This is a genomic window from Burkholderia sp. BCC0044, from assembly GCF_902832955.1.
In the GTDB taxonomy this organism is placed as follows: Bacteria; Pseudomonadota; Gammaproteobacteria; order Burkholderiales; family Burkholderiaceae; genus Burkholderia.
In genome coordinates, this window is record NZ_CADFDO010000004.1 from 366,858 (window position 1) to 392,773 (window position 25,916).

Annotated in this window: 22 protein-coding genes and 1 pseudogene; 10 read left to right on the forward strand and 13 right to left on the reverse strand. The window is 62.5% G+C overall.

What is annotated here, in order from left to right; genetic code table 11:
- Positions 1-4: 4 nt before the first annotated feature.
- The 6 genes and pseudogenes from HWX14_RS24410 (at position 5) to HWX14_RS24440 (ending at position 8,668) form a co-directional block, all read left to right on the forward strand.
- Complete coding sequence (locus tag HWX14_RS24410) at positions 5-4,243, forward strand: RHS repeat-associated core domain-containing protein (RefSeq protein WP_175884925.1); 4,239 nt, start codon at positions 5-7, stop codon at positions 4,241-4,243.
- Between the two features lie 6 nt (positions 4,244-4,249).
- Positions 4,250-4,810: a DUF1629 domain-containing protein gene (locus HWX14_RS24415; RefSeq protein WP_175884926.1), complete on the forward strand. Its 561-nt coding sequence runs from the start codon at positions 4,250-4,252 to the stop codon at positions 4,808-4,810.
- Between the two features lie 515 nt (positions 4,811-5,325).
- The gene (locus tag HWX14_RS24420; protein ID WP_175884927.1) at positions 5,326-5,952 is read left to right on the forward strand and encodes a hypothetical protein; all 627 of its coding nucleotides are present in this window, start codon (positions 5,326-5,328) and stop codon (positions 5,950-5,952) included.
- Between the two features lie 81 nt (positions 5,953-6,033).
- Positions 6,034-6,890 (forward strand): annotated as a pseudogene (locus HWX14_RS24425) (RHS repeat-associated core domain-containing protein); the annotation flags it as partial.
- Between the two features lie 183 nt (positions 6,891-7,073).
- On the forward strand, positions 7,074-7,664 hold the full coding sequence (locus HWX14_RS24430; RefSeq protein WP_175884928.1) for a DUF1629 domain-containing protein: 591 nt from the start codon (positions 7,074-7,076) through the stop codon (positions 7,662-7,664).
- Positions 7,665-8,461: 797 nt separating this feature from the next.
- Positions 8,462-8,668 carry a hypothetical protein gene (locus tag HWX14_RS24440; RefSeq protein WP_175884930.1) on the forward strand — a complete coding sequence of 69 codons (207 nt, stop codon included), beginning with the start codon at positions 8,462-8,464 and terminating at the stop codon, positions 8,666-8,668.
- Between the two features lie 242 nt (positions 8,669-8,910).
- Here HWX14_RS24440 and HWX14_RS24450 read toward each other — a convergent pair whose 3' ends face one another.
- The 7 genes from HWX14_RS24450 to HWX14_RS24480 all read right to left on the reverse strand — a co-directional run bounded on the left by HWX14_RS24450 (position 8,911) and on the right by HWX14_RS24480 (position 14,705).
- Positions 8,911-9,114 carry a hypothetical protein gene (locus HWX14_RS24450; RefSeq protein WP_175884932.1) on the reverse strand — a complete coding sequence of 68 codons (204 nt, stop codon included), beginning with the start codon at positions 9,112-9,114 and terminating at the stop codon, positions 8,911-8,913.
- A 327-nt stretch (positions 9,115-9,441) separates the two neighbouring features.
- Positions 9,442-10,680 (reverse strand): MFS transporter, encoded by a 1,239-nt coding sequence (locus tag HWX14_RS24455; RefSeq protein ID WP_175884933.1) that lies wholly within the window; start codon positions 10,678-10,680, stop codon positions 9,442-9,444.
- Between the two features lie 171 nt (positions 10,681-10,851).
- Positions 10,852-11,685, reverse strand: a complete 834-nt coding sequence (aroE, locus tag HWX14_RS24460) for a shikimate dehydrogenase (protein WP_175884934.1) — start codon at positions 11,683-11,685, stop codon at positions 10,852-10,854.
- Positions 11,682-12,905 carry a CoA transferase gene (locus HWX14_RS24465; protein WP_175884935.1) on the reverse strand — a complete coding sequence of 408 codons (1,224 nt, stop codon included), beginning with the start codon at positions 12,903-12,905 and terminating at the stop codon, positions 11,682-11,684. The genes aroE and HWX14_RS24465 overlap by 4 nt, the downstream gene beginning before the upstream one ends.
- A complete protein-coding gene (locus HWX14_RS24470; RefSeq protein ID WP_175876147.1) occupies positions 12,905-13,363 on the reverse strand; it encodes a MaoC family dehydratase in 459 nt (152 codons plus the stop codon). The genes HWX14_RS24465 and HWX14_RS24470 overlap by 1 nt, the downstream gene beginning before the upstream one ends.
- Before the next feature lie 2 nt (positions 13,364-13,365).
- Positions 13,366-13,758: a VOC family protein gene (locus HWX14_RS24475; RefSeq protein WP_175884936.1), complete on the reverse strand. Its 393-nt coding sequence runs from the start codon at positions 13,756-13,758 to the stop codon at positions 13,366-13,368.
- Positions 13,755-14,705, reverse strand: a complete 951-nt coding sequence (locus tag HWX14_RS24480) for a 2-dehydropantoate 2-reductase (protein WP_175884937.1) — start codon at positions 14,703-14,705, stop codon at positions 13,755-13,757. The genes HWX14_RS24475 and HWX14_RS24480 overlap by 4 nt, the downstream gene beginning before the upstream one ends.
- A gap of 81 nt (positions 14,706-14,786) precedes the next feature.
- Here HWX14_RS24480 and HWX14_RS24485 point away from each other — a divergent pair, with 81 nt between their 5' ends.
- Entirely contained in the window at positions 14,787-15,707 is a 921-nt protein-coding gene (locus HWX14_RS24485; RefSeq protein ID WP_175884938.1) for a LysR family transcriptional regulator, read from the forward strand.
- A gap of 85 nt (positions 15,708-15,792) precedes the next feature.
- Here the strand turns inward: HWX14_RS24485 and HWX14_RS24490 are convergent, their stop codons facing one another.
- A complete protein-coding gene (locus tag HWX14_RS24490) occupies positions 15,793-16,713 on the reverse strand; it encodes a LysR family transcriptional regulator (RefSeq protein WP_175884939.1) in 921 nt (306 codons plus the stop codon).
- Between the two features lie 96 nt (positions 16,714-16,809).
- On the opposite strand from HWX14_RS24490, the gene HWX14_RS24495 reads away from it, so the two are divergent.
- Positions 16,810-17,421, forward strand: coding sequence for an NIPSNAP family protein (locus HWX14_RS24495; RefSeq protein WP_175884940.1), 612 nt, complete (start codon positions 16,810-16,812; stop codon positions 17,419-17,421).
- Positions 17,422-17,530: 109 nt separating this feature from the next.
- Here HWX14_RS24495 and HWX14_RS24500 read toward each other — a convergent pair whose 3' ends face one another.
- From HWX14_RS24500 to HWX14_RS24510, 3 genes are all read right to left on the reverse strand, one after another.
- Complete coding sequence (locus HWX14_RS24500; RefSeq protein ID WP_347879853.1) at positions 17,531-18,256, reverse strand: LysR substrate-binding domain-containing protein; 726 nt, start codon at positions 18,254-18,256, stop codon at positions 17,531-17,533.
- An 88-nt stretch (positions 18,257-18,344) separates the two neighbouring features.
- Entirely contained in the window at positions 18,345-19,541 is a 1,197-nt protein-coding gene (locus HWX14_RS24505; RefSeq protein WP_175884942.1) for an ATP-grasp domain-containing protein, read from the reverse strand.
- Positions 19,542-19,610: 69 nt separating this feature from the next.
- Complete coding sequence (locus HWX14_RS24510) at positions 19,611-20,555, reverse strand: hypothetical protein (protein WP_175884943.1); 945 nt, start codon at positions 20,553-20,555, stop codon at positions 19,611-19,613.
- Between the two features lie 164 nt (positions 20,556-20,719).
- On the opposite strand from HWX14_RS24510, the gene HWX14_RS24515 reads away from it, so the two are divergent.
- Positions 20,720-21,595 carry a LysR substrate-binding domain-containing protein gene (locus HWX14_RS24515; protein WP_175884944.1) on the forward strand — a complete coding sequence of 292 codons (876 nt, stop codon included), beginning with the start codon at positions 20,720-20,722 and terminating at the stop codon, positions 21,593-21,595.
- A 21-nt stretch (positions 21,596-21,616) separates the two neighbouring features.
- Here the strand turns inward: HWX14_RS24515 and HWX14_RS24520 are convergent, their stop codons facing one another.
- Both HWX14_RS24520 and HWX14_RS24525 read right to left on the reverse strand, forming a co-directional pair.
- Complete coding sequence (locus tag HWX14_RS24520) at positions 21,617-22,885, reverse strand: ATP-grasp domain-containing protein (protein WP_175884945.1); 1,269 nt, start codon at positions 22,883-22,885, stop codon at positions 21,617-21,619.
- A 53-nt stretch (positions 22,886-22,938) separates the two neighbouring features.
- Positions 22,939-24,381 (reverse strand): MFS transporter, encoded by a 1,443-nt coding sequence (locus HWX14_RS24525; protein ID WP_175884946.1) that lies wholly within the window; start codon positions 24,379-24,381, stop codon positions 22,939-22,941.
- 395 nt (positions 24,382-24,776) lie between these two features.
- Between HWX14_RS24525 and HWX14_RS24530 the strand changes: the two genes are divergently transcribed.
- Complete coding sequence (locus tag HWX14_RS24530) at positions 24,777-25,898, forward strand: TauD/TfdA family dioxygenase (RefSeq protein WP_175884947.1); 1,122 nt, start codon at positions 24,777-24,779, stop codon at positions 25,896-25,898.
- The last annotated feature ends 18 nt before the right edge of the window (positions 25,899-25,916 follow it).

The following is a 25,916-nucleotide window of genomic DNA, read 5'->3' on the forward strand; positions in this document are numbered from 1 at the left end:
CATCGTGTACGAAGCCGCACGAGTCACTGATCCGATCGATCACACCAGCGCACTTGCGGGCTTTCTGGTCGGAGCCGTGCTGGGCATCGCCCTGATCGCCGCAGTGGCGTTCGCCACGTTCACATGCGGATTCGGCGTGGCGTTGCTGGCCGGCATGATGGCCGGTATCGGAGCGCAGGCTCTCCTGTCAATAGGGGAGTCGATCGGGAAGATGTTCAGCTCGCAATCCGGCAACATCATTACAGGTTCGCCGGACGTCTACGTCAACTCTCTCTCGGCGGCGTATGCGACGCTGAGCGGAGTGGCTTGCAGCAAGCACAATCCCATTCCGCTTGTCGCGCAAGGATCGACGAACATCTTCATCAACGGGCGGCCAGCGGCGCGGAAGGACGACAAGATTACCTGCGGCGCGACGATCGGTGACGGTTCGCACGATACGTTCTTTCACGGCGGCACGCAGACATACCTGCCGGTCGACGATGAGGTGCCGCCGTGGCTGCGAACAGCGACGGAATGGGCGTTCGTGCTGGCGGGGCTGGTCGGCGGCTTGGGTGGGTTGTTGAAGCAGGCTGGCGGGCTGTCGCGCGCGGTCCTACCGTGTGCGGCGAAGTTCATCGGCGGGTACGTGCTCGGTGAAGCGTTCGGGCGGTACGTTGCCGGACCAGCGATCAACAAGGCGCTCGGCGGGATGTTCGGCAACCCGGTCGACGTCACGACCGGAAGAAAGATCCTGTTGGCCGAATCGGAAACGGACTTCGTGATTCCGAGCCCGATGCCGGTCGCGATCAAGCGGTTCTATTCGAGCAGTATCGACTATGCGGGGACGCTCGGGCGCGGCTGGGTGGCGCCGTGGGAACTTCGTCTCCATGCTCGCGACGGGCGACTCTGGTACACCGACGCGCAAGGGCGCGAGAGCGGATTTCCGTTGCTGCGTGCCGGGCAAGCCGCCTTCAGCGAAGCGGAGCAACGGTATCTGACCTGTACGCCCGACGGCCGCTACATCCTGCATGACATCGGTGAGACGTATTACGACTTCGGCCGATACGATCCAGACTCCGGCCGCATCGCATGGGTGCGCCGCATCGAGGATCAGGCTGGGCAGTGGTGCCAGTTCGAGCGCGATAGCCGCGGCCGCGTCACCGAGATTCTGACGTGCGGCGGATTGAATGCCGTTCTCGATTACGAGCAGGAACACGGGCGGCTTGGCGCGGTCACGCTCGTTCATGGCGATGAGCGTCGACTGGCCGTCGCTTACGGATACGATCAGAACGGCCAGTTGGCGTCGGTGACGGATGCAAATGGCGCGGTCGTGCGCCAGTTCGCATATGCCAACGGCCTGATGGCGAGTCATGTGAACGCACTGGGTTTCACGTCGAGTTACGTGTGGTCGACGATCGAAGGGCAGCCGAGGGTTGTGGCGACGCGTACCAGCGAGGGTGAGGACGCGACGCTCGAATACGACATCGAAGGCCGTCAAACCCGGGTTCGGCACGCCGATGGCCGAACCGCGCACTGGCGCTTCGATGCACAGTTTCAGATTGTCGAGTACACCGACTTCGACGGCGGACTCTACCGCATCAAGTACAACGACGCCGGTATGCCGGTGATGCTGATGCTGCCGGGTGAGCGCACGGCCGAGTTCGAGTACGACGACGCAGGCAGGATCGTCGCCGAGACCGATCCGCTTGGACGCACGACGCGAACCCGCTATGACGGCAACAGTATGCGGCCCGTTGAGGTCGTCGGGCCGGACGGAGGGGCTTGGCGCGCAGAATACGATCCGCAAGGCCGGTTGCTGTCGAGCCAGGACCCGCTTGGTCGCGAGAATCGCTACGAGTATCCGACGGGATTGGCCGCGTTGCCGATCGCGCATATCGACGCGCGTGGCGGACGCAAGATGCTTGAGTGGAATCGTCTCGGGGAATTGGTTGCCTATACGGACTGCTCCGGTAAAACCACACGCAGCAGTTTCGATGCGTTTGGACTGCCGCTTGCACGGGAGAATGCTCTGGGGCAGCGCGTCGCATATGACGTACGTCCGACTGGCGAGCCACGTCGCATCACGTATCCCGACGGCAGCACGGAGACTTTCGAATACGACGCGGCCGGGCTTGTCGTGCGGCATGTCGGCCTCGGAGGACGGATACAGCAGTCGCTGCGCAATGCACGCGGTCAACTTGTCGAAGCGATCGATCCTGCCGGACGACGGACCCGCTATCACTATGACGCAGCGGGGCGCCTGCGCGAACTCCAGCAGGACCACGCACGCTATGCGTTCACGTACAGCGCCGGCGGCCGCCTGTTGACCGAAACGAGGCCGGACGGTGTCCAGCGGCGATTCGAGTATGGCGAAGGCGGTGAATTGCTGGCTCTGGATATCGTGGGTTCGCCGGACCGTCACGCGACGGCGGATCGTCCGATCCGTACGATCCGATTCGAACGCGACCGGATGGGTAACCTGAAGATCCAACATACGCCGACCGATGTTACACGCTACGAACGTAACAAGAATGACCAACTGGTGAGGATCGAGCGTACACCGACGTCCGCGGGTATCGCACTCGGTATCACGCCGGACGTGGTGCGTTTCGAATACGACAAGGTTGGTCGTCTTGTCGCCGAGCACGGTGCGAATGGTGACGTTGAATACGAGCTTGATGAACTGGGCAACGTGATATCGCTCACGCTGCCGAACGATCAGACGCTACAGATGCTGCGCTATGGTTCCGGTCACGTTCACCAGATCCGCTGTGGCGATCAGGTGGTGAGCGATTTCGAGCGAGACGATTTGCATCGCGAGATCGCGAGAACGCAGGGGCGGCTGACTCAGCGTTTTGCCTACGATCCGCTTGGCCGAAGAGTCTGGCAGTCCGCCGGCTTCCAACCGGACGCACTCGGTCGAGGACGCGGCCAGTTGTGGCGTAACTACGGGTACGACGCGGCGGGCGAATTGATCGAGACCAGCGACAGCCTGCGTGGCAGCACGCAGTACAGCTACGATCCGGCCGGACAGTTGACACGTCGCGTGAACACCATGGATCGGCAACTCGAGGAATTTGCGTGGGATGCAGCAGGCAATATGCTCGACGACGCACAGCGCAAGAGTCGCGGATACGTAGAAGGCAACCGCCTGCGGATGTGGCAGGACCTGCGCTTCGAGTACGATCCGTTCGGCAATCTGGCGACGAAGCTTCGCGGAACCAACCACCAGCAGCGCTTCACTTACGACGGGCAGGATCGGCTGATAGTGGTGCGTACGCAGGACGCGCGTGGCGTGGTCGAAACGCGCTTCGAGTACGATTCGCTGGGCCGGCGTATTGCGAAGACCGATACCACTTTCGATGTACGTGGCATGAAACTGCGCAGCGAGACGAAACGGTTCGTATGGGAAGGGCTGCGACTCGCGCAGGAGGTGCGCGAGACCGGGGTGAGTAGTTATGTGTACAGTCCGGATGATCCGTATTCGCCAGCGGCTCGCGTCGATGCGGTGATCGCGGAGGCCTTGGCGGCAGCCGCGATCGATACGGCGAAGCGAGCGTCGCGGATTTATCACTTCCATACGGATCTGGCGGGGGCGCCGCAAGAGGTGACCGACGAGGCAGGCGAACTGGCGTGGGCGGGGCAATACACGGCGTGGGGCAAAGTCGAGCCGAGCAAGCGGCAGCTCGCAACCGCGCGGACGGATCAGCCGCTGCGCTATGCCGGTCAGTATGCCGACGAAAGTACGGGCCTTCACTACAACACGTTCCGGTTCTATGATCCGGACGTGGGACGGTTTATCAATCAGGATCCGATTGGGCTATACGGAGGTGGAAATTTATATGCCTATGGCCCAAATTCGCAGCAATGGACCGACCCATGGGGTTGGTGTTCAGTCAAGCTGAGTAACAATATGGAGAAGTCGGGCATAACTCGCCCGGCCAACTCTGCCGCGCACCATATCGTTGGCGATACTTCAAAGCAAGCTGCCCCTGCGCGTGCTATTTTGAGCAAATACGGTATTGACGTTGATTCTGAATTGAACGGGGTGTTTTTGCCTAATAGAAATAATGTCGACGATCTTGGCGGCATATTGCATAACGGGAAGCATCCTGATGTTTATTTCCAGAAGATCAACCAACTCCTGCAAAAGGCCGATCTGGGTGGCAAGGAGGCTGTTCTTGACCAGTTGCAAGCAATAAGAGAAACGCTGCAGAACGCATCCAGAGACACGCCGTGGAAGTCCGTTCTTTCTGAATTGTGAGGCTATATGAGTAATATTTATGGCATGAGGCAGGATGAAGCATTTCAGCCGCTCGTTCAAGTTGATGATGACGGTGAAATCGCATATGACAAGAGCGTAGCTATACGAGCAACCGCTCTATGCGGGAAAGAGTTTGGTCAAGACTATGACCCCGTTAAGCTTACGTGGGGTACTTCGCGCAGAAAAAAGACCAGCGACGTTCATACGATGCTATCTCCGTTTCTCGTGTTTAGTGAGAGGGCTCTTGATGTATTGGCGCCGGTACTTCGTGACAGCGGTGAGATGTTGCAGGTCGAGGCTCCGATAAAAGATATGTCTGGATTTCATGTAACCCGGGTGATAGATAATGCTATCGATATGGAAGCGTCAAAATTCAAAGTCTACCCTCAGGCGACGGTTTTTAATAAAATATTTCTTTTGAAGAGTCGTATCGAAGGGGTTGATATATTTCGCCTAAAAGAAAGCCCTGCTACAGTATTTGTATCTGAGCGTTTTAGAGAGCTTGTGGAGAAAAATAAATTAAAAGGGTTCGATTTTGGAGAGGTCATTTCTCAATCTGAGAAATAGGATTTCGTAACTCCCAGTGACTGGTCAGAGCATTGTGCGGGTGGCCTCGCTTTCACGAGAGTAATTTGTGAGAATCATACGTTGTGGTGGTCGACTTCTGGGCCTCTATACGGGGGTAGGCCGACGAAAGGAATTTTGCGGAGCAGCAACGTTGTCACTCGATCAGTTGAAGCGAATACCTGATTCCTGAAGAGCTCATGAAGCATCCCGACTTTGCAGTTATGTTCAGTCGGTTGCGCGGGATGGGATTCGACGGTGATGGTGCGTCTAATGGCATATCCTGCCCGGTAGCTCCAAGCTTGCCCAAACCCTGGAGCTCCCTGGGCACTGGTCGAACCACGGGCAACACACTGCAGCCATTGAAACTAGCTAACGAAACTTAACCAACAATTCCTGGCCGGCCGTCTCAGTGATACGCAACTTGCGCTTGGTGTCGGGCGCATTCAAAATATGGCAAGAGAAGACTTGGAGTCCGGTAAATATGTGGTTGACGCAATAATGGGAAGGCTGCTTTGATGAATGCACGTTTCTACGTTGTTAAATATCGTGCCGGCGGCGCAGGCTGCCCTCCATATCTGTCGGGAGAATTGAATCATGATGAATGGGAATGGCCGATGTATGTGGCTGATCCGTTCGGCGTCGATGTGAAGTATGAATATGTTTTCGTACTATCGGATCCGTCTATTTCGATTGATTTCGACTTCTACGGAACGAAAACGAATTACGTGTCAAAAGAATTTTTGGCTGCATGTGAAAAGGTGGGGGTTCGTTATCGAGCAATCCCCATAAGTATCGTTGCAGGCGAAAAATCTGCGGCTAAGAAGGTATATTCAATTTTCTTGCCTGTGGACCATGAATCTCTGCTTGATCGCCAAAGATCGGACTATTCCGATGGCAGGGATCTGGAAACAAAAGAAGTTGCCGAGAATAAATTGTTTCCAGGAACTCCAATGTATAGTTGGATCAGAAGATTCATTCCGCGCGACGATTGCTCTAGCAATCTTTTTAGATGCACAGAGACAATGGAGTTGGTATGTAGCCAGGCATTTAAAGCTAAGGTGGAGCGATGTGCATTGAAAGGTATTGATTTTTTACCGATCGATGAAAACTATTCCTATGACCCTTGGGGTGAGGCACCTTAGGTCGCTATTTATCTTGGTGCCACGATTTGGATGTGGCATAGGGCGTGAGTAACGTTTACGGTTTGAGACAGAATGACGCGTGGGCAGTTGACACGCCTTATCAACATGGTCGACCGACAGCTTGAGGAGTTCGCGTGGGACGCCGCTGGCAACCTGCTCGACAACGCGGAGCGCAGGAGCCGCGGCTACGTTGAAGGGAACCGCCTGCGCATGTGGCAGGACCTGCGCTTCGAGTACGATCCATTCGGCAACCTGGTGGCAAAGCTCCGCGGAACGAACCGCACGCAACGCTTCACATACGACGGGCAGGATCGGCTGATCGCGGTACGCTCCCAAGACGCGCGTGGTGTCGTAGAAACTCGCTTCGCTTACGATCCACTCGGGCGGCGCATCGCGAAGTCCGATACCTTTTTCGATATACGCGGCGTGGAACAGCGTTCCGAAACGAAACGGTTTGTGTGGGAGGGAACGCGGCTCGTGCAAGAGGTGCGTGAGACGGGGGTAAGCAGCTATGTATACAGTCCCGATGCACCCTACTCGCCAGCGGCGCGTGTTGACGCGGTGATAGCGGAAGCTATAGCGGTCGCAACAATTGAGACGGCTAAGCGTGCGGCTCGCATCTATCATTTCCATACCGATTTGGTTGGAGCACCACTCGAAGTAACGGATGAGTCGGGGGAGTTAGTTTGGGCGGGCCGGTACGCTGCTTGGGGAAAGTCGAGCCTGGCACTCAGCAATTGGTGACTGCACGAACCGATCAGCCGCTTCGTTACGCCGGCCAGTATGCAGACGACAGCACTGGCCTGCACTACAACACGTTTCGGTTCTATGACCCCGAGGTGGGGCGATTCATCAACCAAGATCCGATCGGATTGCTGGGTGGTGACAATCTGTATCAGTACGCGCCCAATCCGCTAAGCTGGGCCAATCCGTGGGGATTGGCTGCGGGGGATTATGGACAAATGCCGAGCTATCCCGGTTGGCAACTGCACCACATACTAGTAGCGCATCACCGGAAATAAAGGCCATGCAAATGCATGGTGTTGTCAGATGATATTGGTGGAAAGTTGCGAAAAAAGCAAATCCGATTGAATAAGGCTTGTTGATAGATTGGTGATGATATGATTTATTTTTTTACTCCTGAGAAAGCCAATCATGGGATTTTGTCGTATGACCATGCGAGGTCGGTGGACTATAGTCTTTTTCTTGAGGGGGTGAGTCTAAAGTCACTTTCGACGCCAATTATTTACAATGTCAAAAAAGAGTCTTATTTAATGAGGCTCTCGAAGCTTCATTTCATTCGCTCCACTGGGCCTGATTTGGTTAGTCGTCGCCTTCGGGAAGTGATTGAAAACGTGGCTCCTTCAGAGGTTGAGTTTTTTGATGTATCGATAGAATTTGGTCATCGGAAGGTAGAGGGTTTTAGTTGCCTGAATGTCCTGTGGAAGCTTCCTTGTATTGATATGGAGGCAAGCGAGTACGAGTTGGCCAACTTTGATCCTAATAATCCGGAGTACACGTTTCAATATATGGTGCTGCGAGACCAAACCGATCCGCCAGTTCAGGTTGCGAGATGCGAGGAGCAACCGAGAAAGCTTGTTGTGGGAGATGCGATAAAGGCGGCGTGCATATCAAATGGTTTGACAGGTTTGAATTTCTGTCGGGCGGAGGATTTGACTTATAAAGATAGGACGATTTGTGAAAGCATTTAAAGTATATTGGTGGTCAGTCACTTATGCATGTTTATTGTTGCCCCGAGGGCGCGAAGCAGCGCCCGCCATAAGTGAGCAAGCGAGACCACCCCACTGAGCCACAACGTTGCCGATCAATCAGCAAATCATAGTTCGTGTCGTGTTGCTCAGTGAGAGGGGGCATAAGGGGCTCTAATTTGAAGAATCAACCAGCGTGTTAGGGGGGCAATGCCAGTCCTGTATGGAGCGAAACCTTCACAGCCACTCCTCGCCAAATTGGAGTCGGAACTCGGATTCTGTCTTCCGGCGGATTACACGGATTTCATGAAGAAGTGGAACGGCATATTCATTGGTGGCGCCGACTATCTCGATTTCGATTTTCCTTGTGTCGATAATGGAATGATTTCGTTCGCTTCGCTTTTGGAAGTTGGATCGAGTAACGAGAATTTTTATTTAATCGAACAAAACGGACGTGTCAGAGTGAGGCCGATTTTATAAACGATTTCTTTGTGATTGGAGATGATCCAGGGGGGGCTACACGCTGTGTGCGATTCGATAACGTTCAAAAGGTTCTGTATTGGGATAGAACTCATCTGCATGCAGATGACGCAGCGAAGCCGGATATTTCAGAGGTGGCGGAATGTGGCAATCTCTACTATGTAGCCGATGGATTTTCGGCATTCCTGGATATGATCGTTGCTGGGACAAAACAAATGCAGTTCGTCGCGGTCGACGACTGGCCTGGCTAAAATCCGGACGTCACCATCGCTGAGGTTTCGCTCTTTGGCGGTATATTCAATTATTAAAGGTTTAAGGCGATGAATGATGATTTTGAGAAGGTGCGAACGGCATTGCGATCATTCATTTTGGAAATTAATCAATGGGAAAAATATTTTTACAAGAAAAAGATTGGTGCGCTGAAAAGTGGTGGTGATGTTTCTGAAATTGATGACCGTGCACGGAAAGATCTTGCGGCTATTTTAGAGAAATGGACGTTCCAAGAAAAACAAACCAAAGTCGTTTGATTGACTTGGGTTGTTCGGATCCGCCGACATACGATCCTGAAACGGATGTCGAAGACGGCGTGGAATCTTCCGATGGAGAGGTGGTTTTTACCATTCGCCAGACATTGGGAATGTTGACGATATCCAGATTCACCATGACGGAAAAGGCGGGTAAATGGATGGTGAAGAAAACAGAGTTCCTTAATTTTAAAGATAAATGGCAGCGTTCAATTCTCTAACAACGTCGCTCGACCGGCCGTCGTTTACAACAACGATATCTGGCTCGAAGCGCTTTCGTGGATCGCCTGATCGGCTTCCTTCGCGGGCCGCCTCCGCACAATTGCGGATTGAGCGTTCCCGTTTAGCACTTCACTTGCGCTGATCCGCTGATACTTGCGTGCCCAGTCGGCACCAAGTACATCGGCGGAGAACACGATACCCGGCGCAATCTGAACAAGCTGGCTCATCGGCAGATCCTCCTAAGCTGACTGAACGTCGAAGTGCGCAGCGGCGTCGCGCGCGCTGCAGTTCCACACCTTCCACCGAAATCGACTGTTCCGTCACATAGCTGGACGCCCGGTTGCATAGCCACGGTCGGAAGTTGTCGGTCGAGCGGAGCCGGGTGATGGGGTTCCTGTCTTCGAGCTCCGAGAACATACCTTTCAGGAATTCGTGAAACGAGCGACAGAAAACGGGCCATCCATCGTGATGGACGGACTGAAGAGCGAATCGATGAAAAGCGTCGTATTGAGCAGTCCCGACGGACGCGAGTTCGAACTTTGCATGTGCCGCAACTAGCCAACGGCTTTACGATTCTCACGCACCGGAACCGCTGCCACACCCAAATTCGCGCCACCAATCCTCGGCAACCACACAAACGCAATCGTAACCAGCGTGACGCCGACGCCAAGCATCGGCACCACCATCGGCCACGCGCCCGACTGATAGCGCGGATCGGTGAAAACCGCCGCCGTCTGTCCCACGCTGAAAGCGAAGAACATCATGATGAAGCCGGACCACGAAACTGCGCGGCCGGCAAGATGAGGCAGCCCGCTGACGGCCCCTGCCTGCCCGCACGGCTGATGGATCCCGTGGCCGAGGCAATACACGCCATGCCCGACGAGCAGCGGCCAGATGCTGCCGGGAAAGAGCGCACACCCCAAAGCCTGGATCACCGCACCGGAAAGGCTCAACGTTGCGCCCTGGCGCACCGTTCGCAGCATGCTTTGACGTCGCAGCAACAGCCGACAACCGAAGGTACTCAGGACATAGACGAGCGTGCCGCTCGCCGGGATCCAGCCGTATCGCTGCGGCGAGATGCCGATCTGCCGGATGTAGATCGTCGGAGACAGCAGCAGAAAACAGAACATGCCGGTGTACGTCGACGCGGCCAGCAGCGTCCATACCCGGAATGGAGCATTGCCGAATATCTCGCGCACGTCCCCGGTCGAGTTCCGGCGCGGCGCGATTCTGGCGGCGCTTTCCTCGAAGCCGTACCAGCACATGACGAGCAGGCCGAACGCATAGAGGCTCATCCCCGCGAGTACCCATCGCCAGCCGGCGTGCTGCGTGACATACGCACCGACAATCGGGGCGAGGAACGCCATCATCCCCATTCCCATGAAACCGCGCGCCATCACGTACGGGCCGTCGCCCGCCGAGTACCGGTCGCGCACCGTCGCACGGGCGCATACCAGGATCGCGGCCATGGCAAAGCCCTGCATCGCCCGCGCGGCCACCAGCATCGCGGCGGTTGAAGCGAGCGCTGCCGCCGATGCGCTCAGCACATAGAGCGCCAGGCCGGTCAGCAAGACGGGACGACGACCGAACCGGTCGGAAAGACTGCCCATCGGCAACTGTCCGATACCGAATATCAATGCGAAAACCGTGAGGCTGACGCTGGCAGAGCCCAGCGTCGCGGCGATTTCAGGCAGCGCCGGCAGGTAACTGTCGGTCGCCACCGGCTGGGCCGCCAGCAGCAGCGGCAACATGAGCGCGAAGCTCAGGCGAGCGGGTCGCGTGGTGTCCGGCATCACGGTTTTCGGCACGGTATCGGGCGTGGGAAGAGGGCGACGGCAAGGCAAGGTTGCTCGGCGCAGCTCGTTCGTATGGACGCGCCGAGTCTACCCGATCGCGCCTGCCGCCCCTGTCGCGATCGATGCCGTCGCGCATGGGGATCGCCTGCATGCCGATTCACCACGTGTTCAGTCAAACGGCACGGCCAGCCGGTCGATCACCGAACTGGTCGCGGGGCGCACGCCGCGCCACCACGCGAACGCCTCGGCCGCCTGCTCGACCAGCATGCCGACGCCGTCCGCGATCCCGTGCACGCCCGCGTTTTTCGCGAGCCGGAGAAACGGCGTGAGCCGCTTGCCATAGGCGAGTTCGTAGGCGGTTCCCTTCGGACTGAACACGCTCGGCGGGACAGGCGGCAGGTCGCCGGTCAAACTGGCCGACGTCGCATTGACGACGAGGTCGAACCGTCCCATCCGCGCGAGGTCGGCGTAGCTGCCGGCAACCAGCGGGCCGCGACCGGCGACTTGCGCGGCCAGCGCGCGCGCCTTGTCGACGTTGCGATTCGCGATCACGAGTTCCGCCGGGCCGGCTTCGAGGAACGGCAACAGCGCGCCGCGCGCCGCGCCGCCCGCGCCGAGCACCAGCACGCGCTTGCCGGCCATCGGCAGATTGAGGTTCGCTTCGATATCGCGAACCAGCCCGATGCCGTCGAAGTTGTCCGCCAGGATGCGGCCGCCGTCGAACTTGAGCGCGTTGGCCGCGCCCGCGAGCTGCGCACGCTCGCTGCGTTCGTCCGACATCGCGAACGCGTCGAGCTTGAACGGCGCGGTGACGTTGATGCCCTTGCCGCCACCCTCGAAAAACGCACGAACCGTGGCAGCAAAAGCGTTTGCCGGCTCGAGCGGGCCCTCGATCGCCGTATAGCGGATGTCCTGCTGCGTCGCTTGCGCGAAGAGGCCGTGAATCAGCGGGGATTTGGTGTGCCCGATCGGATTGCCGATCACCGCGTATCGATCAGTCATCGTTGGCTCGCTTTCGAATAGAGGACGCCGTCGGCCTGCATCGCGTCGATTTCGGCCGCATCGAACCCAAGGGAACGCGCGACTTCCGCGTTGTGCTGGCCGAGATCGGGCGCGACGTCGCGAATCGTCGTATCGCAATCGGAAAACCGGAACGGCAGGTTCGGCAGGCGCAGCGTGCCGTAGCGCGGATGCTGCTGCTCGACGACCATGCCTCGGGCCTGGATCTGCGGATCGTTCAACACCTCGTCGATGCGCTGCACCTTCGCGCACGGAACGTCGATGCCGTCCAGCAGGTCCAGTACCGACGCGACGGAACGCGCGGCCACCCACGGCTCGACCACCGACAGAATCTCCGTACGGTGCGCGTTGCGCCCGGTGCTGTCGTGAAACCGCGCGTCGGCGCCGAAGCCCGCCAGGCCGCCGTGCGTCTCGATCAGCGCGGCGAAGCGCTTCCACGCGTCGTCGACCTGCGCGGCGATCACGAGATCGCCGTCCGCGGCGCGGAACACGCCATAGAGTGTCGACGTCGGCATGTCGTGCCCGGTCTGCTCGGGCAGCACGCCCTTCAGCGTGTAGCACTGCACCGCGTATTCGTGCATCGACACGAGCGTGTCGTACAGCGCCATGTCGACGTGCTGCCCGCGGCCGCTCTTCACGCGACCCAGCAGCGCGGCGTTGATCGCCGCGACCGCATGAATGCCGGTGTACATGTCGCCGAGCGAAATGCGCAGCAGCGGCGGCCGTTCGCCGGGCGTGCCGACCATCTGCATGATCCCGCTCTTCGCTTCGGCGATCAGCCCGAAGCCGGCGCGATGCGCATCGGGCCCGGTGTGCCCGTACGCCGAAATCGAGCAGTAGACGAGGCCCGGATTGCGCGCCGACAGTTCTTCATAGCCGAGCCCGAGCTTGTCCAGCGCGCCCGGCCGATAGTTCTCGATGAAGACGTCGGCGGAGTCGCACAGCCGCTGCATGAACGCCTTGCCGCGCGCGTCCTTCATGTTGACGCTCACGCCGCGCTTGCCCATGTTGAGCTGCAGGAAGTAGCCGCTTTGCTGGTCGTCGAGCACGGTCGCGTGCTGACGTCCGGCGTCGCCGGAGCCGGGGCGCTCGACCTTGATCACTTCGGCGCCGAGCGCCGCGAGACAGCGACCGACATACGGGCCGGCGAGGAAATGGCTGTAGTCGACGACGCGAATACCTTCGAGGGGACGGGCCTGCATCACAGTGCCTCCGGGCGGCGCGGCACCATCAGGCGATGTTCGCCGCGTTGAACGACTTCGCCATCCTGATTGATCAGTTCCGACGGCAGCACGACGATGCCCCAGTCCGGGCGGCTCTTGCTGGCCCGCATCGAACCGACGCGGAACGTCACGTGCAGCACGTCGCCGACCTTGATCGGCAGCAGGAAATCCCAGGTCCAGCCGAGCGACATGCCCGGCAGGAAGCGATAGTCGCTCTGCGTCTTCAGGCCGTCGGCCACGGACAGCCCGAACAGCCCGTGCGCGACGAGGCAGCCGAAATGACTGGCGTTCGCGTATTCCTCGTCCACGTGAACGGGCGTGTGGTCGCCGGTGAGGTCCGCATACGCGAGAATGCGCTCCTTGGTCACGACGTAGGTCGGGCTCGTGCACGTGTCGCCTTCGCGGGCGTCGTCCCAGTATTTTTCGACGATCGTCATGGTCATGCCTCCGCGCGCGGGTTGATCGCCAGTGCCTGCGCGACGCAGGAAGCCGGCCGGGCCTGAATCAGTTCGACGGCGAGCCCGTCGGGCAGGCGAATCCAGTTGCGCCCCTGCGGCATCTCCGTCACGTCGAATCGTTGTGCGGCGGCCAGCGCGGCCTCCAGGTCTTCGCACATCACGCCGAGATGGGCGAGCCGGCCTTCCGGGCCCTCGTGCTCCGGCGCGTGGATGAACTGCAGGCCGCCGAGCGTCCAGTACTGCCGCGGCGCGTCGAGCGTGCCGTCCACTTCGCGCAGCGTCATGCCGAGCACGTCCTCGAAGAACCGGATGTGCCAGTGGATGTCCTTCACCCAGATCGCGACGTGTTCGAGATAGGCTTTCGTGGCGCTCATGCGGCAGCCTCCCCGCGTTGGCGATCGGCCATCGCGCGCTCCAGCCCCTTGATGCACGCGACGAGCGTGGCATTGACCGGCGTCGGCACGCCGTAGCGCTGCCCGGCACGCACGACCGAACCGTTGATGAAGTCGATCTCGGTGATCGAGCCTTTCTCGAGGCTTTGCAGCATCGAGGTCTTGAAGGCCGCCGGCAACCCCTCGGCGGCGAGCGTCCACGCCTGTTCGGGATCGGTCATCGACAGCTTCACGCCGGCCGCTTGCGCCGCCGCGATCGCCTCGGCGACCGCTGCGAGCGACGTCGCCTTCAGCAGCGGCTCGTCGTAGAGCTGTCCGTAGGTGAGGCCGGTGAGGCCCGTCAGCGCGCCCGTCGCGACGTTCACCAGCAGCTTGTCCCACATCGTGCCGACGATGTTGTCGCTGATCGTCGTCGCGAGGCCGGCCGTATTGAACGCGTCCGCGATCGCCTGTACGCGCGGCGTGATGCGGCCGTCGAGTTCGCCGATGTAGGTGTATTTGCCGATCACGCCGGATTCGATATGGCCCGGCCCGCGCAGCACGCCGCCAACGTAGGTCTTGCCCGCGAGGACGCGCTCGCGGCCGACGGCGTCGCTCAGGATGTCCTCGTGGCCGAGGCCGTTCTGCAGCGAGAGCACGACGGTATCGGGCCCGACCAGCGACAGGGCGCCGCGGATCGCCGCGTCGGTGTGGAACGACTTGACCAGCACCACGACCACGTCGGCCGTGCCGACCTCGGCCGCCTGCGTCGTCGCGTGCACGCGCACCTGTCGGGTGCCGCCGGCGTCGTCGACCCGCAGGCCGTCACGACGCATCGTATCGACGTGCGCGGGCGAGCGGTCGATCAACCAGGTCTCGTGACCGCCTTGGGTGAGGGTGGCGCCGATCGCACAGCCCAGTGCGCCAGCTCCCAGAATCGCGATTTTCAATGGTGTCTCCTTGACGTATGGCCTCACGATAGGAGCCGCCGCTCATGCCGACAATGCAATGGATACAATGGCGTCATTGCCATGGACAATAATGCGACGATGCCCGCCGATCTGCCGGACCTGAAGCTGCTTCAGCTATTCGATCTCCTGTACGACGTGCGCAGCGTCACGCGCGTCGCCGAGCAACTCGGCCAGAGCCAGCCGACCGTCAGCATCTGGCTCGGGCATTTGCGGGAACACCTGCACGACCCGCTCTTCATCCGCACGCCCGGCGGCATGGCGCCGACCCCTCAGGCCGACGCGCTGATCGGGCCATGCCGGGAAATCCTCGAATCGTTGCGGCGCTTCACGGCGTGGGAGATCGCGTTCGATCCCGCAACCGCGCAGCGACGCTTTCGCATCTGCATGACCGACGCGAGCCACGTCACGCTGCTGCCGCGGCTGCTGGCCCATGTCCGAGCGCAGGCGCCGGGCGTCCGGCTGGAAGCTGCACGGATCGACGGCAATACGGAGCGGGCGCTCGAATCCGGCGAAGCCGATCTCGCGATCGGCTATGTGCCCTGGCTCGGCGGGGGGATTTACCAGCAGAAGCTGTATGACCAGGACTGGATTTGTCTGGTGAATCGGCATCACCCGAGGATTCGCGGCCGGCTCGGGGCCAAGCAGTATCGGTCGGAAGGGCATGTCGCGATTACGGCGGGAACGGGCGCGCAACTGCTCGAACAGGCGCTGCGGCAGGCGCGCATCGAGCGGGACGTGGTGCTGGAATTGCCGGGTTTTCTCGGCTTGGGGGCGATCGTGCAGACGACCGACCTGATCACGACGCTACCGCGTCATATCGGCGAGACGCTGGCGCAGGCCAGCGATCTGGCGGTTCATGCATGCCCGATCCCGGTGGAGGGCTTCGCGGTGCGGCAGCATTGGCACGCACGCTATCACCACGAGGCCGGCAACCGGTGGTTGCGCGGCGTCGTGAGTCGACTGTTCGGTAATTCGTATTGACCTGCGGCTTCGGCGTTCGCGATGGCGGCCGGAGGTCTCGTGACTTCGCTGAAGCACCCGGCTTTGAACAGGAACGGTAGCCGTGTTACGCCTGGCAGGCTGTTTCGGCGCCGAACCGATCGACCACAAATTCAGTAAAGCTACGCAGCTTCGGTGATTTCTGCCTCTCTTGCAGATAAAGCAGATTCATCGACCGTTCGGGGGCGGCGAAGTCCGGCATGATCTCGATGAGGCGCGCCTCGCGAAGGTCCTCGTGTATCAACATGGAAGGAAGCATCGTGATTCCCAGCCCCCTCAATGCCGCCCGGCGCAACGCTTCCGCACTGTCGATTTTCAGTCTGCCGTCCACGGAGACGCTCATCGGCCCATCCGGGCCTTCCAGCATCCATTGAGATTGCGCCGCGTGCCATTCCGATCGGGGCGGATACGCATACGTCAGGCAGTGATGCTCGCGAAGCGCGTGCGGCGTAGTCGGCGCGCCATGTTCGTGAATGTAAGCGGGCGACGCACACAGCACCAGTCGATATGGCGCCAGCGGACGCGCCACCACATCCGGGTTGGCGAGCGTGCCGATGCGAATGGCTGCCTCGAAACCTTCGTCGAACAGATCGGCGAGCGAGTCGGTTGCGACGATATCGAGCTTGATCTCGGGGTAGCGCTGGTAATAGTCCGCGAGCGTGGGAATCAGGCACTCGTTCGTAAACACGACGGGCGCAGTCACGCGCAGACGCCCTCGTGGCTGCTCGAGGTGATCGAGCGCGAGCTGTTCCGTGTCGTCGACCAGGCCGAGGACTTCGACGCATCGCTCATAGTAAGCCTGGCCGAACGCGCTGACTTTCTGCTTACGGGTCGTGCGGTGAACGAGGACCGCGCCCAGCCGACTTTCCAAAGCCTGAAGGTAGTTGCCCACCATGGTCGGCGACAGATCGGACGCTTGCGCTGCCGCTGTCAGGCTACCCGTTTCCACGATACGGACGAATACGGCCATCGCTTTAAGGAGATCCATTGCGCAATGGTACTGGATTCTGTTTCAAGGTACGGCGCGTTTATCCGACACCAGTTTGGAAATACATTTCGATAGGCCAGCGAAAGGAGGGTAGACATGCTGTATGAACTCACGACGTTGTCGTGTCCGCTTCTGGACCAGGATAGTGTGTCCCGCCGTGCGCATCGGTGGGTTTCGGATGCCGACGCAGGGCGGCTGCTTGGCGCATGGCGCACGGAAATCGGTGAGCTATCGCGGGTCGTCGTGCTGCGTGGCTTCGAGACGATGGATGAATTGCAACGTGAACGTATTCGAGCATTGAGCGCCGAGCAACCTTTCGGGATTGAAAGCGCGTCCGTTCGATTGACCATGGAGAGTTACGCACTTTTTCCTTTTCTACCCGACATCGAACCGGCGGCATTGGGCGACTTCTATGAAATTCGCCGCTACTGGCTCAAAGCCGGCGGTGTTGCGCCGACCATTTCCGCGTGGGAACGAGCGGTGGGCCCGGCCAAAGCCTATACGTCGCATCTCGTATGCAACATGTACGCGCTCGATGGACCGCCGCGCATCACGCACATTTGGGGATTCTCAAGCCTGGAAGAACGCATGGCGTTGCGAAAGCGGCACTACGCGGAGGGTCTGTGGCCTCCGGCAGGCGGTCCGGAACAGATCGAAAGGGCGACGTCGACGATCGGCTTGCCGGAGGCGTGGTCGCCGTTGCATTGAATGCACCGCCGGCGCAGCACGCTTGGGGCGGACGGCGCGCTGATGGATCAGGAGGGAAGGGGCTCGATACGACGACGTGCGCCGTTCGCGACAGATTCGACAAGCGATGCTAAGCGATACCTGCGGACACGGCATCGAGAAGCCATGTTGCAACACGCCGACTCGCCTTGCTGCGACGGCTCGCTTGTCTTTGAATCAATGATGTTTGCCCGAGGCATTCGAGCGGCGTTCCGTCGAATTTCACCAACTCGCCGGCAGCCAGATGGTCCGCAACCAGCGATTGGCGCGCGAACGCGACACCTGCCCCGCGGCGGGCAGCCTCGATCATCAAGCCCGCATCGTTGAACACGATCCGCCTGCGCGATGACGGGATATCGCATTCGTTGACCTCATGCCGGGCGTCCCACGATTGGTGGCGAGATCCGCCGAGACGACCGCAGTCGTCCTCGAGCAACCTCGTTCCCGCGAACGGGTCCGCGCGATCGGCCCGGCTCGCGCAACTGCCGGGCGCGTGGACCGGTACGAGCACGTCGTCGGTTGCGGTCATCCGTTCTCCCGGCATACCGGCCTTCGGATGCAGGCGGATCGCGAGATCGTATTCGCCTTCGTCGAGCGCTACGATTTCATCCGAAACGTGCAGATCGAGACCAATGTCTTTCAGCGACGAGGACAGCGATTCGAGCCGGGGAGCGAGCCAGCAGTGCGCAAAGGACGGAACGACGGTCATGCGGACCGTTTCCCGGCGATCGGCGAGCCTGTTGTCGGCCCGCGCGAGCGTTCTCAGCACGTCTGCATGCGGCCCGAAGGGAGGCGCCCGCCGCATAGGGGCATGCATCGACTAGCACGGTGCGTGACGCGCTTGAAGTGCGACACGGCTGCGCCTGATCAGCAGCGCAGCCATTTCGGAAACTCCGACGTATGGTTCAAACCACCTTTTCAACATCGCGCCCGGTCGACGAACCTGCGTTATCCGACAAACCTGGTACAGCCGGCACCTTGACCCGCACATAAAGAAACGCACGCCGTTCGCGATCGGGCAGCACCTGCGGCCCGTAGCTGATCCTGACCGCGCCATCATCGATCTCGCCCGCCTGCGCAAAACGCCACGCACGGGGATCGCTGTCGAGCAGGAATTCGGCGCGCGCATACGCGTGCGGCTCGAACAGCTCGGGGATTACGACGGCTCGCCCGTCGAGCTTGTCGAGCAATGCTTCGACCACGTTGAAGCCGTAGCCGTCGCGCACGATGTCGCAGATGAAGCTGCCCGCGATGCGCGGATTCAGTTCGATCACGTGCGGCACGCCGTCGTGCACGATGCAGTCGAGATGCACGGGCCCCCACGTGAGCCCGGAGGCGACGGTCGCACGCGTGCCGACGTCGATCAGCGCACGCAGGGTGTCGGCGTCGAGATCCAGTTCGGACGTATAGCCGCGTTCGAGAAAACCCGCACCATGCCGCTTCAGCTTGCGCAGCGCGCCAACGTAGCGGCCGTCGAAATACTCGACGCAGTATTCGCTGCCGTCCAGGAATTCCTCGATGACGACGCGTTCGGTCGCAAGCGCTGGTGCATCGGGTTGCGCGGCGGCGAGCGCGTCGAGCTGCGCGCGCACGGCGGCGATGTCCTCGCAGCGGCGCACGCCATCGCTCGCAGAGCCCTCCGACGGCTTGACGACGACCGGAAAGCGCAACGGAGCGGCCGCCGCCGCGAGCGCCGCCGGCGCGGCCAGCGTACCCGCGACGAACTGCGCGGCGGGGATGCCATGCTCGGCGAGCAGCGCCTTCTGGTTCGACTTCGACACCGCATGTGCGACGTGCCGCGCATCGGGGCCGGGCAGGCCGAGCGCATCGGCGACCCACGCGGCGGTGCGCGCATAGCTGTCGTGCGCGGTCGTCACGCGCAGCGTGTCGAGTTCGTCCGGAAAGCGCGCGCGCAGCCAGCCGGCGAGCCGGCCGGCGTCGGGCGCGAGGTTGACCGTCTCGACGCCGTCGGGAAACACGCCGTCGAGACGATGGCCGGGCGCGGTGATGACGGTCACGGCCACCTGGCGCGCGATGGCGGCACGCACCAGTGCGACGCTGCTGCCGGTGGCGCGTGCGCCGATCACGATGAGTCGCTTCATGATGGATCCTTGATCGAGGACGGAAGAGGGAAGCTCAAGAGGGAAGCTCGTTATTAGCGTGAACAGGCCCTAACGTGCGCGCCGGCGCAGCCGCTGCGCTTCGAGGCGCGGCAGCAGATGCTGGACGACGCGCGGCAGCGTATAGATCGGTAACTGCGCGCAGGCGAACACGAGCGCCATGGTCGGCGTCGCGGCGAGCCCGAGCGCGGCCCACATCAGCCCGACGTTGCGATTGGCGACGATCAGCGCGACGTTCAGGCGCGTACGCACGTCGCCGGGCGTGAGCCCGTACGCGACGATCTGGAAGCCCGCGTTGACGGCGAACGCGAGGGCGATCGCGGTCAGTGCGCGGTGCGGTGCGTCGATGATCGATTGCTGCATACCGGCCATCGTGCCGAGCGCGAATATCAGCAGCGCGACGACGACGATCGCGTCGATCGGCGTCGCATGGCGCGCGAGCCGCGCGCCGGCAAAGCGCCGTACGAGCAGCGCGACGCCCTCGGCGCTGCCGATCAGCAGCGCAAGCCGCAGCGCGAGGCTCGACGGCGAGATCGACACGGCCGCGTCGTGGCTGAACCAGGCGGTCAGCAGCGGCGCGGTCAGCGGCACGAACACCATCGACGCGAGGGTCGCGACGAGCGCGACACTGGCGTCGAGCGACAGCATCCGCGCGATCGTCGACGTGCCGCTCGACGGCGGCGCGCAGTACGCGATCACCAGTGCGACGACCCAGTCGTACGGCAAGCCCGCGAGCCGCGCGGCGACGCCGAGCACGACCGGGCACGCGATCATCGTCACCGCAGGCAGCAGCAGCGACACGGCGGGCCGCCGCGCCACCGCGCGCACGGCGCTCGGCTCGACGCGCAGCAGCGTGCCGAGCACGAACAGGAACACGGTAGCGGGCATCAGCGGCCGCGCGAGATCCGCGAGCGGCGGCACCAGCAGCCCGAGGCCGACGCCGCATGCGAGCACGGTCGGGCCGCGCCGCACCAGCGCGGCGATCAGTGCGCGCACGGGCGAACCTCGGGCCGGCGGCGAACCGGAGTGAAGCCGAAGCAGGCTGCGGATGGCATGCGGATTCCTTGGAAGGGCGGCCGGCAGGGAATACCCGCTAGGCTAATCCGGATGATGAGCGAAGTAAAATGATATAAGATGGATCAGTAACAAGAGAAAATGATATGAACATCCCTCTGCTCGAAACTTTCCGGGCCGTCGTGCAGGAAGGCAGCGCATTGCGCGCGGCCGAACGGCTCGGCTGCACGCAATCGAACGTCACGGCGCGGCTGCGTCAGCTCGAGGAGTCGCTCGATGCGCCGCTGTTCGACCGGCACGGCAAGCGGCTGGTGCTGAACGATGCCGGGCGCCGGCTGATTCCGTATTGCGACCGCATCCTGCGCCTCGTCGACGAAGCGACGCAGGTGGTGCGCGAAACGCCGGTCGCCCGCAGCTTCCGGCTCGGCTCGATGGAAAGCACGGCCGCCACGCGGCTGCCGGCGCTGGCCGCCGCGCTGAAGGAGCGCGATCCGGCGCTCGGCCTCACGGTGCAGATCGGCAGCGAGCCGGATCTGGCCGACGCGCTGCTGCGCGGCCGGATCGACGCGGCGCTCACCGCGCGCGCGGTGGTCCGGCCCGGGCTGCGTTACGAGCCCGCGTTCGCGGAAGACATGGTGCTGATCAGCGCGGCCACGGTCACGCGCCGGCAGCTGCTGGCCGACAACACGGTGCGCTTGCTCGCGTTTCATGACGGCTGCCCGTATCGCGCGGTCGCCGAGCACTGGCTGAAGGTGCGCGGCGTCGCGATCGAATCGGTGTCGTCGTTCGGCACGTTCGGCGCGATCCTCGGCTGCGTCGCGGCCGGGATGGGCGTCGCGATCCTGCCGAAGCGGATCACGACCGAACACGTGGCGCGCAAGGAATTGCGCACGCATGCATTCGACGATCTCGACAGCGTGACGACCTATCTCGTCACGCCCGACGAAGCGCCGGCACTGCCCGAACTCGACGCGTTGCGCGCGGTGCTCGGCCGGCAGGCGGGTGCGCTGCTCGCGCGCTGATACAACAAGCACGCCGCAACCCTAGGCCGGCACCACCGCGCGTTCATCCGCGAAGAAATCGGCCTCGATTTCGCGAATCCGCGCGCAATCCTCGAGCAGCCGCTCGAAGGTCGGGCTGTACAGGCCGACCGTGCCGAGCGCCGTCTGCAGGTCGGTGGTCACGCGCAGCGTGTCGCCGACCTTGATCCACTGCTTGAGCCCGACGAACGACGGCAGCGCCTGGATCGCCTGCCACGTGAAATCCTGCCGCAGCACGCCGTTGCGCGACGACAGCAGCAGTACGTGCCCGCAGTACCCGCGAAAATCCGTCGGCGCGGCCACGTCGCCGAACAGTCGCTCCGGATGCAGCACGGCTTCGACGGCGGCCGACACGTGATTCTCGCCGCTGACCGCGCTCGTCAGCCGCGGGTCGAGGCTGCCGTGCAGCCGCGCGTTCAGCTCGACGATCGTCGGGCCGTCGGCCGTATCGAACAGCTCCAGGTGGGTCGGCCCGAAGCGCACGTCGAGCGCGTCGAGCACGTCGGCCGCGTAGTCGAGCAGCGGCGCGTAGCGTGGGTCGGCGTGATTCAGCACCAGCATCTTGTCGAGCCGCGGCGCGTGCGTGCGGTCGCGATGCACTTCCCACAGGCTGACCACGCGATGGCGGCCCTCGAACGACACCGAATCGACGATGTATTCCTGCCCCTCGGAATAGCTCTGGATCACGATGTCGTCGTTCGGCTGGTTGTACAGCGAACGGGTGGCGAGCACGTCGCGGGCTGCCGCCTCGACCTGCGCGAGCGTCCGGCAGATCTTCACGCCGGCCACGCCCGCGCTGCGCGCCGGCTTCACGACGAGCGGCAGCGTGCCGTGCGCGCGCGCCCAATCGAGCGCTTCATCGACCGACGTGCTGTGGAAATGCGCGGGCGCGCGCAGCCCGGCCTGACGAATGCGTTCGTTCATCGCAAATTTGTCGCGTCGCGCGGCGGAGGTCGCGAGCGGGTTGCGTGACGGCACGTCGAGCCGCTCGGCCAGCGTGTCGGCCAGCTCGAGCGCCGCGTCGAGGCCGTGCAGCACCGCGCCGATCCGCAGGTCGCTCAGTTGCGCGAGCGTCGCGTCGATGTCGCCGCGATGCTGGACCTGCCGGATGTAGTCGGACGGCACGAACTGGTTCCGGTAGATTTCCGGCAGATCGGGGTCGCTGATCACATGCACGCAACGGATGCCGTATGCACGAAACGCGGGGGCCAGGTACGCGGCGGTCGACGCGCCGTCGACGATCAGGACGGTATCGATGAAGCGATGCTGCATGGGTTCCTCGCTCGGATGGGGAATCGGTTGAAGGATGTCGGGCGATGGCGTGCTCAGGCCCGCGTGCCGGTAGCCGGTGCGTCGCCGGGCCAGCGCACGGCCAGCACGACACAGACCGCGACGAGCGCGGCCGCGACGGCGAACGCGTGCGACGCGCCGGCCACGATCGCCGCGCCCTGGCCGGCGACCAGCGCGCCGAGCGCCGCGACGCCGATCGCGGCGCCCACCTGGCGCGCGGTATTGAGGATCGCGGACGCGGTGGCCGAGCGGCTGGCCTCGACGCTGCCGAGCATCGTCGACGTCAGCGCGGGAATCGCGATACCGCCGCCGATCGCCATCGCCGCGAGCCCCGGCGCCAGCAGCGCGTACGGCGTGTGTGCGCCGAGCGTCTGCCACAGCCACAGGTAGCCGGCGAGCGATACAGCGAGGCCGACGATGACGGTCGCGCGAAAGCCGTAGCGGACCGCGAGCCGTGCGCTCGCGATATTGGCGAGCATGATGATCGTGAGCGGTGCGAGCGCGAGCCCCGATTCGGTCGCCGTGAAGCCGCGCGCGTTCTGGAAATAGAGGCTGAGCGAGAAGATCAGCCCGTAGAACGCCGCATTCGTGATCGCGCCGATCGCGAGCACGCCCGGCACGCGCGCGATCCGGAAGAACGCGAGCTGCAGCATCGGCGCGGCCACGCGTCGCTCGATCGCAACGAACGACGCGCCGAGCACGACCGACGCGATCAGCGCGCCGGCCGCATACGGGTCGCCCAATCCATGCGCACCGGCCCGGATGATGCCGCCTGTCAGCAGCCCGAGCACGAGCACCGCGACGATCTGGCCGGCCGGATCGAACAGCCGCGTGCGCGCGGCGGCCGAATCCCGCACGTGGCGCAGCGTGAGCCACAGCCCGAGCGCGCAGATCGGCAGGTTGATGAAGAAGATCGCGCGCCAGCCGAGCGAATCGATCAGTACGCCGCCGAGCGTCGGCCCGGCCGCGCTGATCGCGCCGCCCGTCGCGCTCCACCACGCGACGGCTTTCACGCGCGCGGCGGCATCGTTGGCGCACGCATGCGTGATGAGCGCGAGCGACGTCGGCAGGATCATCGCGGCGCCGACGCCTTGCGCGACCCGCGCGGCGACCAGCGCGGCCAGCGACGGTGCGAGCGCACAGCCGAGCGACGCGAGCAGGAACAGCGCAAGGCCGTACGCGAACAGCCGGCGGCTGCCGAAGCGGTCGGCCAGCGTGCCGGAGGTCAGCAGCAGCGCGGCGAACGACAGCGTGTACGCATCGACGATCCACTGCAGCCCGTGGACGCTCGATCCGAACGCCTGGCCGAGGCTCGGAATCGCGACGTTCACGACGGTCACGTCGAGCTGGACGATCGCGAAGCCGAGGCTCGCGGCCGCGACGGTCGGGAAGATCGCGCGCAGCGACGTGCGGGGCGAAGCCGCGGTGGCGGTCGGCGCGCGGTCGACGTGGTCGAGCGCTGGGGCACGGTCGCTCATCGCGGCTCCCGGGGCGTAAGGGACATAGGGCACAACAGGCGGTATCGAGTCATCTGGCGGGTTTCCGTATGGCGGATGAACGGAGCCGGCTGCTCGTCGTGAGCCGGCCGCATCGTCGAATCCGACAGAAAACTAGCATCGACCCGTTAGCGAATACAAATAATAAGCAGCGATTTTTTAACAAGTATTCGTGTTAAGGAAGCGCGCAAACGAGGTGAACCGGTTCCGCCCGCATTGCTGAACTTATATCGATAATTTTTGTTTGCAATCGAGTTAATATCATTTCGCAATGCAATGACGGTCTCCTAGTCTTGTCGAGCGCTTCGCCCCGAGGACGGCGGAGCGCGGCGGTGTGCCACGCCGTTCTTCGAACCAGATCTTTATACGAGAGACCTATGACCTATCTCGCAGATGCACGCATTGCTTTGACGGCAGCGGAATCCGCTCATATCCGCAAGACGCTCGGCGCGCTGGATTACGACCCGGCCGGCGGCGCAGGCTATATCAGCGCGGTTCGCAAGCTGGCCTACAACGCGTTTCCCGACCGGATCGTCGACGCATTCGATCGGGCCAAGGCGCCGACCGCGGACGCGCACGGCTCGATCGAGATCGACCACCTGCCGATCGACGACGACGTGAAGGGCAGCCCGCGCTTCGAGGAAACCGGCCGCTCGTTCAAGGCCGGCGTGCTGAGCGAGAACGTGCTGGTCGCGTTGAGCACGCTGGCCGGCGAGCCGTATTCGATCGCGCACGAAGGCCGCGAACTGGTGAACAACCTGACGCCGCACAAGGCGACCGCGCGCGAGTACACGGGCCTCGGCTCCGAGGTCGAGCTCGACTTCCATATCGAGAACGCCGCGCAGGCGCACATGCCGGAAGGCGACACGTCGCCGTTCGCGCTGCTGCTGCTCGGCGTGCGCAGCGAGGCCGGCGGCGGCCCGTACACGCGGCTCGCCGATGCGCGCCGCGCGCTGCAACGGCTGTCGCCGGACGATATCGCGCAACTCTACGGCGAGCACTACATCATCCGCGTGCCGTACCGGTGGCGCGGCGCGGCGCCCACGCCGCGCGACAACACCGACCTGAGCGCCGTGCTGTCGGGGCCGCTCGATGCGCCGCGCGTGACGGTCGCGTTCTATCCGGACATGGTGCTGGCGGTCAACACGCGCGCGCAGGAAGCGCTGGCGAACCTGTATCGCGCGGTGCGCGAGGTGTCGTTCGGCGTGCAGGTGTCGCCGGGCAAGCTGGTGCTGATCAACAACCACTTCACGCTGCATTCGCGCGACCGCTTCGATCCGCAGTACGACGAGAACGACCGCGCGTTCCGCTGGGTGCAGCGCGTGTTCGTCGCGCGCAGCCTGTGGAACTTCCGCGCGTTCACGCCGCTGCAGGCGCGCGTGTTCGACCCGAAGGCGGTGTATGCGGGCGAGTCGGCGCAGGCGAGGCATCCGTCGCCGGTCGCGCAACCGGCGCCGCAGCGTGCGGCCGCGGTCGAACTCGAAGCGACGCCTGCGTGATCGACCCGGCGGGGCAGC